Genomic DNA, 16,111 nt, shown 5'->3' on the forward strand with positions numbered 1-16,111 from the left:
ATGTTTGTTCTTTAAGCGTTTCTGTCTTTGTCATCCTCTTCTTTCAGTGGGAAAAGACCATACAGGAGACTGTCTATCCTGTCCGTGATATACCTGAAATCCTGCGAGTTGTGTTCGTAGTCCATGTTGTTGACATCTATGGTAAGGACTTTTCCGGGATAGTCATTGTATATGAAATCCTCATAACGTTTGTTCAAGCCTTTCAGATAATCAAGTTTGATACTCTGTTCGTAGTCACGTCCACGTTTCTGAATGTTTGCGACAAGGTGGTTGATGTCAGCCCGCAGATAAATCATCAAATCCGGTATCTTCACGATAGACATCATCTGCTCGAAGAGTTCCATATATGTCTGGAAATCAAGGTCAGAGATAGTCCCTTGGTCGTGGTTGTTCTTGGCGAAGACATATACGCCCTCGAATATGGAGCGGTCTTGAATGACAGTGTTCTTGCTATTGGAGATGGCAAGGACATCTTTGAAACGTTCTTTCAGGAAGAACACTTCAAGGCAGAATGACCATCTCTTCATGTCTTTATAAAAATCCTCAAGGTACGGGTTCTCGACAACTTGTTCAAATTTCGATTCCCATTTGTAGTGCTTTGCCAGCATTCTTGTGAGTGTTGTCTTTCCCGAACCTATGTTTCCTGCTATTGCAATGTGCATTGTATGTTTTGTTCTCTATGACAGATTTCTACCTTAATACCGAATTTCTTGTGGATGTGTTCTGCAAGATGCTGTGCCGAATAGACAGAGCGGTGCTGTCCGCCTGTGCATCCGAAGCAGAACATCAGTGATGTGAAGCCTCGCTGTATATATCGTTCCACATGGTGGTCAGCGAGTTGGTAAACCGAATCGAGGAACGTAAGTATCTCACCGTCGTCCTCAAGGAAGCGGATGACAGGCTCGTCAAGTCCGGTCAGTTGCTTGTATGGCTCGTAGCGTCCGGGATTATGTGTGGAACGGCAGTCGAAGACATATCCTCCGCCGTTTCCAGATGGATCATCCGGCAAGCCTTTTCTGAAAGAGAAGCTCATCACGCGGACAACCAAAGGCCCTTTGCCGTCGTATTTCGAGAATGTGGCAGGACCGTCCTGCGGATTGGCTTTGTAGACATCGTTTTCCGCAATCTTGTAACCGTCCTCTCGCTTTCTCGGCTGCTCAGGGGCAGGTGTGAATTGCGGCAAGGCACAGAGCCGTGCAAGCATGTCCATGAGATAAGGATAAGGGAAATCATTCTCACGGAGCAGTTGCCTGAGATTCTCGATTGCAGGCGGTATGCTTTCGATGAAATGCTTCTTGCGTTCGTAATATCCTCGGAAACCGTATGCACCGAGAACCTGCAGTGTGCGGAAAAGTACAAACAGCCGGAGTCTCTCGTTGAACTCCTTACGGCTCGGCACTTCTGTATATTGCTGCAGCGCATTGTAATACTCTTCAATGAGTTCTTTGCGCAGAGTGTCGGAATAACGTGCCGATGCTTGCCAAAGGAAAGATGCCACATCATAATAATAAGGACCTTTCCTGCCACCTTGGAAGTCTATGAAATACGGTTTGCCGTTCTTGTCCAGCATCACGTTGCGTGCCTGGAAATCACGGTACATGAAACTTTCCGTTGTGCCTAATGCGACAAGGTCTTTGGCAAGCATACGGAAATTGGCTTCCAGTTTCAGTTCGTGGAAGTCAAGGTCAGTGGCTTTCAGGAAGCAGTATTTGAAATAATTGAGGTCGAAAAGTACGTTGGCGACATCAAACTCCGGTTGCGGATAGCATACGGAAAAGTCCATTCCGCGTGCTCCTCGAATCTGCAAGTTCGGCAGTTCGCGTATGGTTTGCTTCAGTAGTTCTTTCTCTGCATTGTTGTATCTGCCACCGGCATCACGTCCCCCCTTGACAGCATCAAACAGAGAGCGTGAGCCGAGGTCTTCCTGAAGATACCTCATTTCATCTTTGCTTTGGGCAATGACGTGAGGCACAGGCAGCTGTCTGCGTTCAAAATGCTTCGCTATTGTTATGAAAGCATGGTTCTCATCCTGAGAAGTTCCTATGACACCAATCACGGATTTCCCATCCCTGTCATAGAATCTGTAGTAGAGTCTGTTGCTTCCGGCACTGGTCATTGTCTCAACGGAATGCGGTTCGGCGCCGAAAGTGTCTGTATAAAGTCGTTTAAGTAGTTCCATCAAGTAACTATTGAAAATTATTTTGTAATTTTAAGTGATTCGGTGTAAACTAATTTCCAACAGCTACTTGTTAGAATCGCTTGATGGCACGGTCCATCTCGCGTCTGTCCTCCTTGTCTTTCAATGTGTTGCGTTTGTCATACTCTTTCTTACCCTTTGCGAGTGCGATGTCCATCTTTGCGAACCCGTTCTCGTTGATGTAGACGCAGATAGGGATTATCGTGAAGCCCGACTGGTGCTTGGTGTTCACTTCGAGGTACTTTATTTCTTTCTTGTTCAGAAGAAGTTTGCGGTCGCGCTTCTGCTCGTGGTTGTTATAAGAACCGTAGAAATATGGCGAGATGTTCATGCCTTTCACCCATATCTCTCCATTATGCACATAACAGAATGTGTCCACCAGGGAGGCTTTCCCCTGGCGGATGCTTTTTATCTCGGTGCCGGTGAGCACCATTCCTGCCGTGTAAGTGTCGATGAAGAAGTAGTCGAATGACGCCTTCTTGTTCTTTATCATGATTTTGCCTTTCGGCATTTTATCCTTCTTTGCCATCTATTGATGCGAATTTCTCTATATTGTTGTCAATGAAATACGCTATTTCACTTGTCCATTTCTCTTCGTCCGCAACGAAAGCATCGTCAAGGTCGTCAAACTCCGGCATACGTTCGAACATCGCCATGAACTCCTCATCGGTGCATTCCACCTCGATTTCTTCATGGTACTTCTTGTACAGCTTGTGCCCTTTCCTTATGATTCGTGCGAGGTCGACAAGCCCCCATTGTGCCAGAGCCTTGGCAAACGGGTTGAAGAAGATGAACTTGCCCTGTCCGTTATGGATGAGTTGTATGAACCCTCCGTCCATCACTTCCTCACGGAGCATGGAATAAGCGACGAGAGTAATCTGGTCGGAGTTGAGTTCTGCCATGGTCTCTGCCGTCAGTTCCCCTCCGATGGCATCCATTATGCCGTCTACGAAGACCTGTACAAACTCGTCCATTCCGGCTTTTGCTGCCAGTTGCAGAGCCTTGTCGTTTATGGTAACCTGTATCATTATTGGTATAGCGTTTGCCGTATGCTGCCGTTCCGTTGTTGTATGGAGAGTGTGTACAGTAAGGCAGATACGTGAAATTTGTACGGCAAAATTACGAAAAATATTTTTATTTACATCAAAAATACTGTAAAAAAAACAAATACTTCATTCTTTTTCCTAATTCTTTAAAATAATTTTGTAACTTTGCATTCAGGATTTTTAATTATTAAACCTGAGCAATAAGTGCGCGTTATTGCCAATGACGAACACTTGTGACTCATAATTTTTCGCAAATATGATTTATACAAAGGAAGTTAACGACATGTGCGTCGTTGCAAAAGGTCCTAACCACGGTCCTGCTCCGATTCCGGAAGAGGGAAAGTGGATTAAGGCAACGGAGATTAAGGACATCTCCGGTATGACTCACGGTATTGGTTGGTGTGCCCCACAGCAGGGCTGCTGCAAGCTCTCACTCAACGTGAAGGACGGTATCATCGAGGAAGCTCTTGTCGAGACAATCGGCTGCTCAGGAATGACTCACTCAGCTGCTATGGCTTCTGAGATACTTCCTGGCAAGACTATCCTTGAGGCTCTCAACACAGACCTTGTGTGTGACGCTATCAACACAGCTATGCGTGAGCTCTTCCTCCAGATTGTCTACGGACGCACACAGTCTGCATTCTCTGAGGGCGGTCTTGCTATCGGTGCAGGTCTTGAGGACCTCGGCAAGGGTCTTGTGTCACAGTGCGGCACTCTCTACGGCACAAAGGCTAAGGGTACACGTTACCTCCAGCTTACAGAGGGATATATCACAAAGCAGTTCCTTGACGAGGACAACGAGGTCTGCGGTTATGAGTTCGTTCACATGGGCAAGTTCATGGACGCTATAAAGAAGGGCGTTGATGCTAACGAGGCTCTCAAGTCAGTAACAGGTACATACGGACGCACAAAACCTGAGCAGGGTGCTGTTAAGTCTATTGACCCACGTAAAGAATAATCCAGGAGGAAACAGACTATGATTAGAGAAGTAAAATTTGAATCACAGGACCGTCGTATCAAGCAGGTGCTCGCTGCCCTGAACGAGAACGGTATTTCTTCTATCGAAGAGGCTAACGAGATTTGCGAGAAGGCAGGTCTTGATCCTTACAAGACATGTGAGGAGACTCAGATGATTTGTTTCGAGAACGCTAAGTGGGCTTATGTCGTAGGCTCTGCTATCGCTATCAAGAAGGGCTGCAAGACAGCTGCTGACGCTGCTGAGGCTATCGGCATCGGTCTCCAGGCTTTCTGTATCCCGGGTTCTGTTGCCGACGACCGTAAGGTAGGTATCGGTCACGGAAACCTTGCAGCACGCCTTCTCCGCGAGGAGACAGAGTGCTTCGCATTCCTCGCAGGCCACGAGTCTTTCGCTGCTGCTGAGGGTGCTATCAAGATTGCAGAGATGGCTAACAAGGTACGCCAGAAGCCACTCCGTGTCATCCTCAATGGTCTTGGCAAGGACGCTGCGATGATTATCTCACGCATCAACGGTTTCACATACGTACAGACAGAGTTCGACTATTTCACAGGCGAGCTGAAGGTTGTCAAGACAAAGGCTTACTCTAACGGTCCACGTGCTAAGGTGAACTGCTACGGCGCTGACGACGTTCGTGAGGGCGTTGCTATCATGTGGAAGGAGAATGTTGACGTTTCTATCACTGGTAACTCTACAAACCCAACACGTTTCCAGCACCCGACAGCGGGCACATACAAGAAGGAGCGCATCCTTGCAGGCAAGCCATATTTCTCAGTTGCTTCTGGTGGCGGTACAGGCCGTACACTCCACCCGGACAATATGGCAGCAGGTCCTGCATCTTACGGCATGACCGATACTCTCGGACGTATGCACTCTGACGCTCAGTTCGCAGGTTCTTCTTCTGTTCCTGCTCACGTTGAGATGATGGGCTTCCTCGGTATCGGCAACAACCCAATGGTTGGCTGTACAGTAGCTTGCGCCGTTAACGTTGCTCTCGCTCTGAACAAGTAAATCCCACGTTGCAGGCAATCCTGCGGTGGCAGACCACCAAAAGCGGCTCTCTCTTTGGGATGAGCCAGGCTTTTCACGGTCATAAACATAATAAGGTCTCTTTGAGGTTTCATCCTTGAGGAGACCTTTTTTTATTTATATTTGGGTGGAACATTAATAAAGAGTTGTCTCTATTATAATAAAATGTATGGTAAATCTGTCAAAGAGCACTTGTAATTTCTCACCACATTGTATGGGTTTTTGATTACTTATGCAAAGATAATGCAAGGCGAACGCAATAAAGCTAACTTTAGCTGAGCCGAAGTCTGTCTTCGCTGATGCAAAATTACAACATCTCACAAGCGATTCCAAATTTTATAGGGGTACAAATGGGGGTATCAACATTGGAATGCGGTGATAAATGACAGTTTGAAATTAATTTTAACGAACTTGTTCAAACTAATTTATATTCGTTAATTATTCGCTAAAATACAAAAAATACAGCGTATTTTCCAAAAGGTTTATTATATTATTGTGACCAAACTTTAATATATATCCCAATGTCAAAATACGCTGTACTTTGCAAAGATACGATAAAAAATTTAATTCTTCCATATCTTTCTGTGGCAAAACGAGGTTTCACATCAAAATTTAACATTATAGAGATTATAAATGCAATATTGTACAAGCTGAAGACAGGCTGCCAATGGCGTCTTCTCCCTGTCGGGCATCTCTTCAGCGGCGATTGCCCGACATGGAACACGGTCTTGCACCATTATCGTAAATGGTGCAAGGCCGGTGACTGGCAGCGCGCTTTCACCGAATTGGTCAAAGGGAACAAGGACAAGGTGGATTTGTCACTGTCACATGTTGACGGTTCCGTTGACAAATATGGAACGTATGACAATTATGAATCATATAATCAATATACGAATGGAGATTGTAAAGGAGTCTGCACTATGCTAATTGGGTGTTCAAAGGAAAAACTATCCATATTGGTAATATTGTTAAAGACTATAGAGGGTCATATGACTCTGAACGCTTTACAATTAAAATTACATATTATAATACAGCAATTTACAATTTTATACGCGAACAAGAGGAAATTAGTAAAAAGAAAGTTGAGGAAGAAAATGCAAGAAGGCAGCTTCAATTAGAGCAGAAAAAAAGCGGATATAACGAAATCGCTATAACTATGAAATTATGTAAGGTATAAATCATTCAAATATAAATAACGTGAGTGCGACGAAATTAATCGCCTGAAAATTTGGTAAATAAGCGGAATTTGTCCTAACTTTATAGTGCTCAAATACAAAGAATCACAAACAATATCCGCTATGTTATTTCAAGTCAAAATACATCATACGTGTTCGTAAAGTGTCATCCGAGTTTATTCCATAAAAATCTTTTTCTTCCTCTTCTGTACGATAAATAAATTTGAACCCACAATGTTCGTAAAAATTCAAAACGCCCTCGCTATTATAAGCATCAACCAACAGAAACCTACATCCAGTCTTGTTTTCTTTGCTTGTGAACCAAAGTTTTATGAATTCCATTGCTTGAGAACCAACATGACGGTGTCCACCCTGAAAATCTTTGCTTACTCCAAATCGCCCTATTAAAACAGCAGGATATGTACGTCCTCTTTTATGGTTGTCAATAGGACGGTTAATTTTGTTCAAGGATGCTTTAGGGATTAATCGCGATTTGATGCTATCGTTAGAAACAGTAAATGCTGCGACTATCTGTTTTGGCTCATTATCTGTTATCCATACATAAGTTTTTCCCAATAATTGTTGGGAATAAAGTATGGCATCATTGGCAAAGAAGTCGTTTAAGTCAGACTCTCCGCAGTCTATAGGACTGATATTGTTTTTAATATCTTCATCCCAAAGCAGGAGCGAACATTCGTCGTAAAGGGAGAATTTACTATTCATGGTCTTCCAATAGCTTTTTTCTGAATGCTCGACCTTTGTTTACGATTTTGTTCAACAAACATTCTTCTTGTTTTGTCAATGGTTGGCGAGTGGTGTTACGGCTTTCTGCTTCTTTAACAAAAAGTTCCGCACTCCGACCTGTTAATTCGGGCGATGTGTGTATTGCAATAGCCATAGGAATAAATAATTAATTGATTATATATGAGTTGTATAGTCTGTTTCCTTTTTATAGTGCAAAGTTATATTGTTTTTCTTAAACTACCTAATAATTATCCTAATTTTATAATTAGTTTTGAAAACAAATGGTTTCAATTTTGTGTGAATATAGGTAAGTTAGCCAACAAAATGGAACATAAGACATGATAATTTTGTTGACTAACTTACTCTTTTACAAACGACTATATGTGTTGCTCAGAGAAAGATAAGAAACAAAAGAATTGTTCCTTACAGACTATCGCCGAAGTCCTTTTGGAACTTCTCGGCGAGTTTTTCCTGCCAATAGCCGATTTCCTTCATCCTGCCGAAGAAGAAGCGGAGGACTTCAGGCTCCTCTGTCCATTCCAGTCCGCCAATGAGTTCGCGGTTGTCCCACAGCCATTTCACACGGTCGGCACAATACTTTATCTGTGACAATGTGAACACACGGCGGGGAACGGCGAGGCGCATAAGCTCCAGCTCCGCATAACGTTCCGTGCCGTCCGGCTCACGCTGTTCCGACATTGTGCCACGCTCCATGCCGCGCACGCCACCGGCAATGTACAGCGCAGCCGCTACTGCAGCCGCCGGATACTGGTTGTGAGGCATGTCAGGGACGAAGGCTCCGGCATTGAGGTGGCAGCCAAGACCGCCGGCAGGAAGGATGACCGGCACACCATAATCGTCAAGTTCCTTGCACAGGTAGTTGATGAACTCAGGCCCTTGGCTGATATACTCCATGTCAAGCGATTCGTAAAGTCCCACAGCCATGGACTCCATGGTGCGCACATCGATACCGCCGTAGGTGAGGAAGCCCTCGTAAAGCGGGATGAACGACATCATCTCCTTTGTGAACTTCGGGTCTTTCGACGTGATTATACCGCCCTTTGAGAAACTCAGTTTGCGGGCAGAGAAATAGATAATGTCGAAATGGTCGGCAAGCAGGCGGTAGATGTCGCCCACCTCCATATATTTGCAGCGTGCCTCGCGCGTCTTCATGAAGTAGATGTTGTCCTGCAGCAGCGATGCGTCAAGCACCGAGCGCACACCTTTCTCGTGGCATATATCCGTGACTGCCAGCATGTTCTCCAGTGAGACAGGCTGTCCGCCGATAAGGTTCGTGCCAGCCTCCACACGCACAAATGCCACATTGTCAGCACCGACAGCGTCAATGCGCTGACGAAGGTTCTCAAGATTGTAGTTGCCCTTGAACGGGTCATTGCTCTGCGGCAGCAGACCTTTCGGGTCGACAAGTTCCTCTACGGAGCCGCCTTTGCGTGTCACATGAGCCTTTGTGGTTGTGAAATGGAAGTTCATGAACGCCACCTTGCCCTCTGTGACATAAGCCTCTGCGAGTATGTTCTCGGCAGCGCGTCCCTGGTGGCATGGCAGCACATTGTCCGTGCCGAAGACATCCTTGATGGCTTTCTTCACACGAAGGAACGTTGCGGAACCGGCATAAGAGTCGTCAGCGATGAACGAAGCGGCAAACTGCTGGTCGGACATGGCGTTCACGCCGGAGTCGGTAAGCATGTCCATGTAGACATCCTTGTTCTGTAGAAGGAAAGTGTTGTTGCCTGCCGCCTGTATTCTCTTCAGGCGTTCGTCGACAGGGAGAAGGCTCAGCTTCTGTACCATACGCACCTTGTGCATTTCGAGCGGCACCTGGTTCTCGCTCTTGTAGAATTTTACTGCCATAGTAGTTATAGTTTTTTGTTATTGTTTCTTATTCTGCCACAAAGTTAATGGATAGACAAATTATAATCTGTAACTTTTTTACTTATTATGATACCATTTTTACTTATATACCTTTCTCGTACCATTAATACTTACCATTTTTACATGTTTTGCACAATAAATGCCCCTTTTCCTTGTTATATAAATAAGCAATCAAAACTTTTAGGGTCATGGCTCGAAGAAAACTAAGAATCAAAAGAAACATCTTCGCCTCTGCATGTGTAAAAAAATACTCATAAGGTGTGGCTCCGCCACATTTTCAGCGAGTTATATAGGAAAAAGTTTCTTTTGCTTCTTTGTGTTCTTCGAGCAATACCTAATCCTTCGAGGGACTATAAATCAACAATGTACGATAACTGTTTAGAGCATGAAAGTTATACAAAACATAGACGAATACAACACATATTTCCGCCAGCCGACGCTCCATCCGTTGGCTGCGGTGGGAAATCTCGCTTATGCCGACCTGAGCCTGTTCGAGCCGACAGATTTCGACATGTACTGCATAGTGCTGATGGACAGCGATTTTGGCACATTGGTGCGCGACGGTGTAAGTATTGGCTACACTGCCGGCACAATCTTCTCGCTGCGCCCCGGGCAGGAGGTGCACATGGACTTAACCCCCGATGTGCCACCGCGAGGATGGATGCTTGTGTTCCGAAAGGAACTGTTGGAGAAATGCGGACTGGGGCGCGACTTCTACATGTTTGAGTATTTCTTCCACGATATGCCCGATGCCCTCACCCTGACAACCGGCGAGCGCGAGGCAATCCTTCGCAGTTTCTCCAATCTGCTGACCGAGCTCCATGCTCCGACAGACAACCTCCGCAACCACATGCTGCGCCTCCACATCGGTGTGCTGCTGTCCTATTGCAAACGCTTCTTTGAGCGTCAGTTCTCCGAACATCTGAAGGACAGCAACGACTTTGCCGAACAGCTCCACAGCCTCATCAGCAACTACATCACCAGCGGTCAGGCTGCAAAACTCGGGCAGCCCACAGTGGCATGGTGTGCAGCGCAGTTCAGTCTCTCGCCAAACTATTTCGGTGACCTCGTGAAGCAGCAGATGCACATCACTGCCAAGGAACTTATCAAGCAGAAGGTTATCCAAACGGCACAACGCCTGCTTACCACCACGACCATGAACGTCTCGGAGATAGCCCAGGAACTCGGCTTCAACTATCCTAACCACTTCACCCGCATGTTCTGCAACCACACCGGCCAGTCGCCGACGCAATACCGTGCCGCCCATCTTTCCAAGCGGTAAGCGATTGCCGGTGTAATAAGAAATAAATAATAATGTAATGTGTTGATTACTAAAATGTTATAAATGGAGCCGTAAACCGTAACCTTTTGCCTCTTAAACCGTAATCTTTTACCATGTCAAAGGTAACACTTTACCATGCAAAAGGTTACTCTTCGTTTTGCAATGTGTTAGGGGTCGGAAATTTGGCTCGTTTGATTTGCCATCTCAGCTGCTGCGCCGCTTATCGCTGTTCGTTACTATTTATTGTGAAATATACATACATTTGCTTGCGTGTTTCATAAAAAGTTATTACCTTTGCATAAGCTAAGTTGCATCTCGGCATAGCATTCAAGCAAGCTTGATGGTTCTGCACTCGATTTGCATTAGCTTTGCACCGAAAATTAAGAGAATTTACAAATAACACATGATTCGCAGACTTTCATTCATATTGGCGCTTGTTACGGTACTGTTGTCGACAGCACCGTGCTTTTTGATGGATGAATGTCTGTTCCATTCCGCAAGTACCGTTTGCGACGGATGTGAGGACGAGGACGATTGCGACTGCACATGCTGTTCGCCATTCTTGCATTGCAACACATGTACGGGTTGCACCATTGTCAAGCCTGTCTGTTTTTCACGACTGGTGGCGCAACAGAGATGCAAAACGGAATTTATCAATTACAAGGAGGATGTTGTTGCCTCTGCCTCCACGCCCTTGCCAAAACCACCAAAGCACTTTGTTTTCTGAATAATGCAGGTTCGTGGCTGCCGTCCGCATTGCCGGACTGTGGCTGCATAACCGCACTCAAATGCCCGGCAATCTTTTGTTGGGTTTGATTATTATGCTTTTTCTCAGGCGTATGTCCGGAGGAAACAGCACTTGTATAACATTAAATATCAATTATTTAGGAAGCAATGAACATAAGAAACATAATGCTGGCAATCATGATGTTGTCAGTACAGACCTTGTTTGCACAGAACATATTCCGCGCCATCGTCAAGGATGGTGAGTCAAAAGAAGCACTCATCGGTGTGAGTGCCGTCCTTGCTGTCAACAAAACCGCTGTCGTCTCCAATGCCGATGGCGAGATAGTCATTGAGAATGTACCTGACGGGCAGCAGCGCATCACCTTCTCATACATAGGTTACGAGAGTGAGACAAAGACCTACACATTCCCTCTTTCCGCGGACAAGCCTGTGGAAGTGTTCCTGGAAGAGGACGAGGAGATGCTTGAGGAGATTACAGTCTCAGCAACTCGTGGCACACGTACCATTCAGGACATCCCTACACGCGTGGAGTTCATCTCCAGTGAGGAATTGGGTGAGAAAGGCAGCATGAAGCCGGGTGACATCCGTATGCTCCTCAATGAGAGCACGGGTATCATCACGCAGCAGACTTCCGCGACCTCTGCCAACGCGTCGATAAGAATACAAGGACTTGACGGTCGCTACACTCAAATCCTGAAAGACGGCTTCCCTGTGTTCGCAGGTGCTGCCAGCGGACTGGGACTTCTTCAGACACCGCCTCTCGACCTTAAGCAGGTGGAGATTATCAAGGGTTCTACCTCAACGCTCTATGGTGGCGGTGCCATCGCAGGTCTTGTCAATCTTGTCTCAAAAACTCCGGAGGAGAAGCGCGACCTGAGCATTCATCTCAACGGAACAACAGGCAAGGGACTTGACATCAGCACATTCTACGGACAGCGTTTCGGCAAGGTTGGCACGACAATCTTCGCCGCCTATAACCGCAACTGGGCTTATGACCCGTCGGACACAGGCTTCACGGCGATACCGGAGTTTGACCGTTTTGTGTTCAATCCGCGACTGTTCCTCTATCCGACAGCGAACACAGAGATAAGTGTCGGTGTCAACATGATGTTCGAGGACCGTATGGGCGGTGACATCGAGTATGTCAATGGTCATGGCAGTGATGAGCATTCTTATTTTGAAAGGAACAAGACGCAGCGCCATTCTTCGCAGATTACTTTAGCGCATCGTTTCAACGAGACAAGCAAAATCGACTTCAAGAACAGTGTGACATACTTCAACCGCCGCATAGGCATGAGGGACTATGACTTTGAAGGCACACAGATTTCTTCCTTCAGCGAGTTGGCTTACACCAACACTCATGAGAAAGTGGAGTTTGTGGCGGGAGCAAACCTCTGGACAGACAAGTTTGAAGAGGAGAAGATTGCTGACTTTCAGTTGCGCGACTACAACCAGACAACCATGGGTGCCTTCGTGCAAAGCAACTGGAAAGCAGCTCCTTGGCTTAATCTTGAGACTGGTCTGCGCACGGATTATGTCGTTGATTACGGTGCTGCAGTACTGCCACGCGTCTCTGCACATTTCAAGATAACCGACAAGTTCTCATCACGTCTCGGCGGTGGTTTCGGCTATAAGACTCCTACTGTCTTCACCGAGGACAGTGAGAGGATACAGTTCAGGGATGTCCTTCCCATCAATGACGAGACCAACAAACTTGAAAGAAGTTATGGAGCGAACCTTGATTTCAACTATGTGACATCGCTTTTCAATGACAATGTATCGCTGAGCATCAACCAGTTGTTCTTCTATACTTACCTTAATCATCCGCTTATGATGGAGGAGACGGACGACAACCTCTTCCGTATGGTGAACATCGACGGACATACTGATACGAAAGGCTTGGAGACCAATGTCAAGCTGCGTTATGAGGACTTCCACCTGTTCCTGGGCTACACCTTCACGGACGTTGCCACAAAAGACGGTGAAATCAGCTTTGAGAACATCCTCACTCCGAAGCACCGCTTCAATGCTGTACTGATGTATGAGGTTGAGGACAAGTGGAAGGTTGGTCTCGAGTCTTATTACTTCAGCAAGCAGAAGCTCGGTGACGGCACAACGGGCCGTGACTATTGGGTGTGCGGATTCATGGCTGAGAAGATTTGGGAGCGTTTCTCCATCTATGCCAACTTCGAGAACTTCACCGACCGCCGTCAGACTCGCTTCGACACTATCCACACCGGTACAATCACAAACCCAGTGTTCCGTGACATCTACGCTCCGTTGGATGGCTTTGTGATGAATGCCGGCATCAAAATCCGCTTCTAATCGCAGCGGAAGAATAAGGAAATGCCGGAAGTAAAGATGGCAAAACGTAACTCATACATCAATTTCCTATCTTTACGGTGTAATCCATAGAACCCACATAAAAGGTCGTATCATAACTCTATTTTGAATTATGATACGGCCTTTTCTCTTTGTCGGACATATACATTCAAGATAGAAGTGCAATTTTCTTGACTGTATAGTCGCAATACGGGGCTGTGATACCAATAGATATGATGTGATATTTTTAGTTCTGTGGAGAACAAATACATGTATATACCCCCATTGATACCCCTATAAAATTTGGAATCGCTGGTGAAATGTTGTACCTTTGCACTTGTAATCGCAATCCTGATAATGGGATTAGAGATTACAAGTGCTCTTTGACATGTTTACATACTTAATATTTTACAAAGAAATCTGACGAACAAATTTGGGGTATTACAGAATGATATGAACATTTTCGTGTTCATGTAGTATACCTTATTATAACGTGAGTTCGACGAATTTAGGTTGAGAATCTTGATGTATAGCGGTAATTCGTCGAACTCACATTATTATATTGTTCTGCCCGGCAATGGAATTGTGAAATCAGAATTTCCAGTTTAGTTGGAAATAGAGGTCGGTTTGGGAGGAAGAATCTATCTGCTGGTAAGAGGAGGAAATCTTGTCACGGTCGAAATAGTTCAGGATGTTGCAGCGTACAGAGGCTTGCAGACCTTTGATTATTATCGCTTTGGCAAGCAGATTGGTGCGAAGTCCTTGACCGTACAGCATGCATGAGGTTGCGCCGTAGGTTATGCTCTTGTCTGTTATGTAAAGGCGGGAGAGATAATCGGAAGTATTGAAATATGTGATGGACAACCACAATGACCATTTTATGGCTTGGTAGCCAAAACCTTCAGAAAGTAGATAGCCCCAATCGTTGGATGTCGGTAGGAATGTTCCTTGAAGCTGCGAGGAAGATTGAAACCGTCCGAAGGTATATTTGACAGTGGAACGCAATGTATGTTGTGCAGTGCCATTGATTTTGCTTCCAAATTGCGGAAGGATTGAGCCGGTTTCGGTTGTAGCTTGTTCTCGGTAGCGGTACTTCAGGGTAGCGGAAAGGTTCTTGCGTTCATAGGCTGCTGAGAGGTATGTATCCCATGAGCGAGAACTGTTGTCATATCCATACCTTATCCAAGGATGGTGGGAGCCGTCAATGTATGCAGAGAGGGTGATGTTGCGCAATGCTGTTGTCATCATGCCTGCATAGATGCCGTTCTCATTCTGGCAGTTGCTGACATCGCCGAAGCTTCTTCCGAGCAAGGGTGTATGCCGGTAGCTGTAAAACCTTTGCAAAGCGAATGCTGACCACTGTTGGTGGAAATTCCATCTGATGGCGTTTGCCGTTGCAAGGGCTATGCCGTCCTTGTCCTTTTCATTGTATTTTGCTGCCTTTCCCAATGCCGTCTCACCTGAGAATTGCAGTTTCGGGGTGATGAAAGAGTAGGAGAGTGAGCCGTCAGTGAAATCCTTTCCTTCCGGATAATAGCGGCGGTACATCTGATTCTTAGATGGTGCGAGTGAGTCTTTGAGATGAATGTGTACAATGTTCAAGCCTATGCGAAATGGCAATGAAGTATACACGAGCGAAGCACCCGCCACAGTCTGTGTCGTGGCATATCGTCGCATGAGTTCTTCCTTTGTGCGGTGGTAGCCGTTGGAGACGATTGTGGAGATTGTCGGAGGTTCTGTGTCAGACATTGTAGCGTCAAGATATTTCCATGACAGGAATGGGGTAAGAGAAATGTTCTTAGTTGCATTCCTGCGCCATAGTGCTATGGTTGAGGCAACTCCTTGCAAGTAATTGCTCTCCATTTTTGATGTATGTCCCCGCAAAGATGTCTTGGAAGACGGCTGTGTAAGCAGCAATGAAGTCTTTGAAAGGCGGTAACCATTATTGAGTATGAGTCCCATTCCTATAGAAACCTGATAATGTCCGACAATAAGGTCTTTCATTATTCCGGTCTCTTTCAGGCGTGCGAATCCTGTGTAAAAGTCCCAGCCTTTTCGGTTTTCGCCACAGAAAAACTGTTCTCCGGCGTCTTTGGATGCTGTCAGACCAATCTGCAGACGGTTCGTTTTCAGTTGGTATCTTATGCTATGGCTAAGTTTGTCTCCAAGATATTTCCCCTCTTTGAACCCCTTCCGTTCATAAGTCGGGACGGCAAGCGTCATGAGCAGACTGCTTTTCGGATATTTCAGTATGCCTTTTGCATTATTGGGTATTGGTTCGGCATAGAAGATTGCGGAAAGAATTTTGCATCGTGGAGGGTCAAGAGCAGTAATGAGTGACAGTTCAGAGATAGAACGGAGGTCACCATAAAGGTCACGATAATATATTATGGCTACAGCCTGTTCCTCAGTAAGCAATGGAACTGCCAGCAAATCTTCATAAGTTGCAGCATTGATGTTCTGTGGCATTTGTGCCATGGCGGTAAGGTTGTCATACGCTTCCGTCCATCCTTCCTCATCGAAATCATCCATGTCAGACAATGAATTGTAGACATCTTGGAATGTATCACTCTCCTCCTGCGCAAAAAGGAATGAGGGCAGGAGGAGAAATAATAGGGTGAGGACATACTGTCTCATAGGTAGTTAGGTTTAGGGGTGGTAAAAATGGGGTGTTGTCAAAGTATGCTTTGCTGCGATATG

The 16,111-nt window shown here is 45.8% G+C and carries 12 protein-coding genes; 5 read left to right on the forward strand and 7 right to left on the reverse strand.

Annotated features, from left to right (window positions below):
- Positions 1 to 11: 11 nt before the first annotated feature.
- The 4 genes from E5358_RS07915 to E5358_RS07930 all read right to left on the reverse strand — a co-directional run bounded on the left by E5358_RS07915 (position 12) and on the right by E5358_RS07930 (position 3,225).
- Complete coding sequence (locus E5358_RS07915; protein ID WP_135939690.1) at positions 12 to 662, reverse strand: deoxynucleoside kinase; 651 nt, start codon at positions 660 to 662, stop codon at positions 12 to 14.
- Entirely contained in the window at positions 647 to 2,179 is a 1,533-nt protein-coding gene (locus E5358_RS07920; protein WP_135939691.1) for a RapZ C-terminal domain-containing protein, read from the reverse strand. The genes E5358_RS07915 and E5358_RS07920 overlap by 16 nt, the downstream gene beginning before the upstream one ends.
- A gap of 70 nt (positions 2,180 to 2,249) precedes the next feature.
- The gene (gene smpB, locus E5358_RS07925; protein WP_277821219.1) at positions 2,250 to 2,726 is read right to left on the reverse strand and encodes an SsrA-binding protein SmpB; all 477 of its coding nucleotides are present in this window, start codon (positions 2,724 to 2,726) and stop codon (positions 2,250 to 2,252) included.
- Complete coding sequence (locus E5358_RS07930; RefSeq protein ID WP_135939692.1) at positions 2,710 to 3,225, reverse strand: DMP19 family protein; 516 nt, start codon at positions 3,223 to 3,225, stop codon at positions 2,710 to 2,712. The genes smpB and E5358_RS07930 overlap by 17 nt, the downstream gene beginning before the upstream one ends.
- A gap of 274 nt (positions 3,226 to 3,499) precedes the next feature.
- On the opposite strand from E5358_RS07930, the gene E5358_RS07935 reads away from it, so the two are divergent.
- The 3 genes from E5358_RS07935 (at position 3,500) to E5358_RS15580 (ending at position 6,366) form a co-directional block, all read left to right on the forward strand.
- Positions 3,500 to 4,201 (forward strand): iron-sulfur cluster assembly scaffold protein, encoded by a 702-nt coding sequence (locus E5358_RS07935; RefSeq protein ID WP_135939693.1) that lies wholly within the window; start codon positions 3,500 to 3,502, stop codon positions 4,199 to 4,201.
- A gap of 18 nt (positions 4,202 to 4,219) precedes the next feature.
- Positions 4,220 to 5,230 (forward strand): GGGtGRT protein, encoded by a 1,011-nt coding sequence (locus E5358_RS07940; protein WP_135939694.1) that lies wholly within the window; start codon positions 4,220 to 4,222, stop codon positions 5,228 to 5,230.
- Positions 5,231 to 5,769: 539 nt separating this feature from the next.
- The gene (locus E5358_RS15580) at positions 5,770 to 6,366 is read left to right on the forward strand and encodes a transposase (protein WP_135939695.1); all 597 of its coding nucleotides are present in this window, start codon (positions 5,770 to 5,772) and stop codon (positions 6,364 to 6,366) included.
- 183 nt (positions 6,367 to 6,549) lie between these two features.
- On the opposite strand, the gene E5358_RS07950 is transcribed toward E5358_RS15580, so the two are convergent.
- A complete protein-coding gene (locus E5358_RS07950) occupies positions 6,550 to 7,146 on the reverse strand; it encodes an N-acetyltransferase (RefSeq protein WP_135939696.1) in 597 nt (198 codons plus the stop codon).
- Between the two features lie 444 nt (positions 7,147 to 7,590).
- Positions 7,591 to 9,039 carry a tryptophanase gene (locus tag E5358_RS07955; RefSeq protein ID WP_135939697.1) on the reverse strand — a complete coding sequence of 483 codons (1,449 nt, stop codon included), beginning with the start codon at positions 9,037 to 9,039 and terminating at the stop codon, positions 7,591 to 7,593.
- Between the two features lie 406 nt (positions 9,040 to 9,445).
- On the opposite strand from E5358_RS07955, the gene E5358_RS07960 reads away from it, so the two are divergent.
- Together E5358_RS07960 and E5358_RS07965 are read left to right on the forward strand one after the other, a co-directional pair.
- The gene (locus E5358_RS07960; protein WP_135939698.1) at positions 9,446 to 10,342 is read left to right on the forward strand and encodes a helix-turn-helix domain-containing protein; all 897 of its coding nucleotides are present in this window, start codon (positions 9,446 to 9,448) and stop codon (positions 10,340 to 10,342) included.
- 894 nt (positions 10,343 to 11,236) lie between these two features.
- Positions 11,237 to 13,414, forward strand: coding sequence for a TonB-dependent receptor (locus E5358_RS07965; RefSeq protein ID WP_135939699.1), 2,178 nt, complete (start codon positions 11,237 to 11,239; stop codon positions 13,412 to 13,414).
- A 588-nt stretch (positions 13,415 to 14,002) separates the two neighbouring features.
- On the opposite strand, the gene E5358_RS07970 is transcribed toward E5358_RS07965, so the two are convergent.
- On the reverse strand, positions 14,003 to 16,048 hold the full coding sequence (locus tag E5358_RS07970; RefSeq protein WP_135939700.1) for a helix-hairpin-helix domain-containing protein: 2,046 nt from the start codon (positions 16,046 to 16,048) through the stop codon (positions 14,003 to 14,005).
- Positions 16,049 to 16,111 lie beyond the last annotated feature (63 nt).

Source organism: Palleniella muris, assembly GCF_004792655.1.
Classification (GTDB): domain Bacteria; phylum Bacteroidota; class Bacteroidia; order Bacteroidales; family Bacteroidaceae; genus Prevotella; species Prevotella muris_A.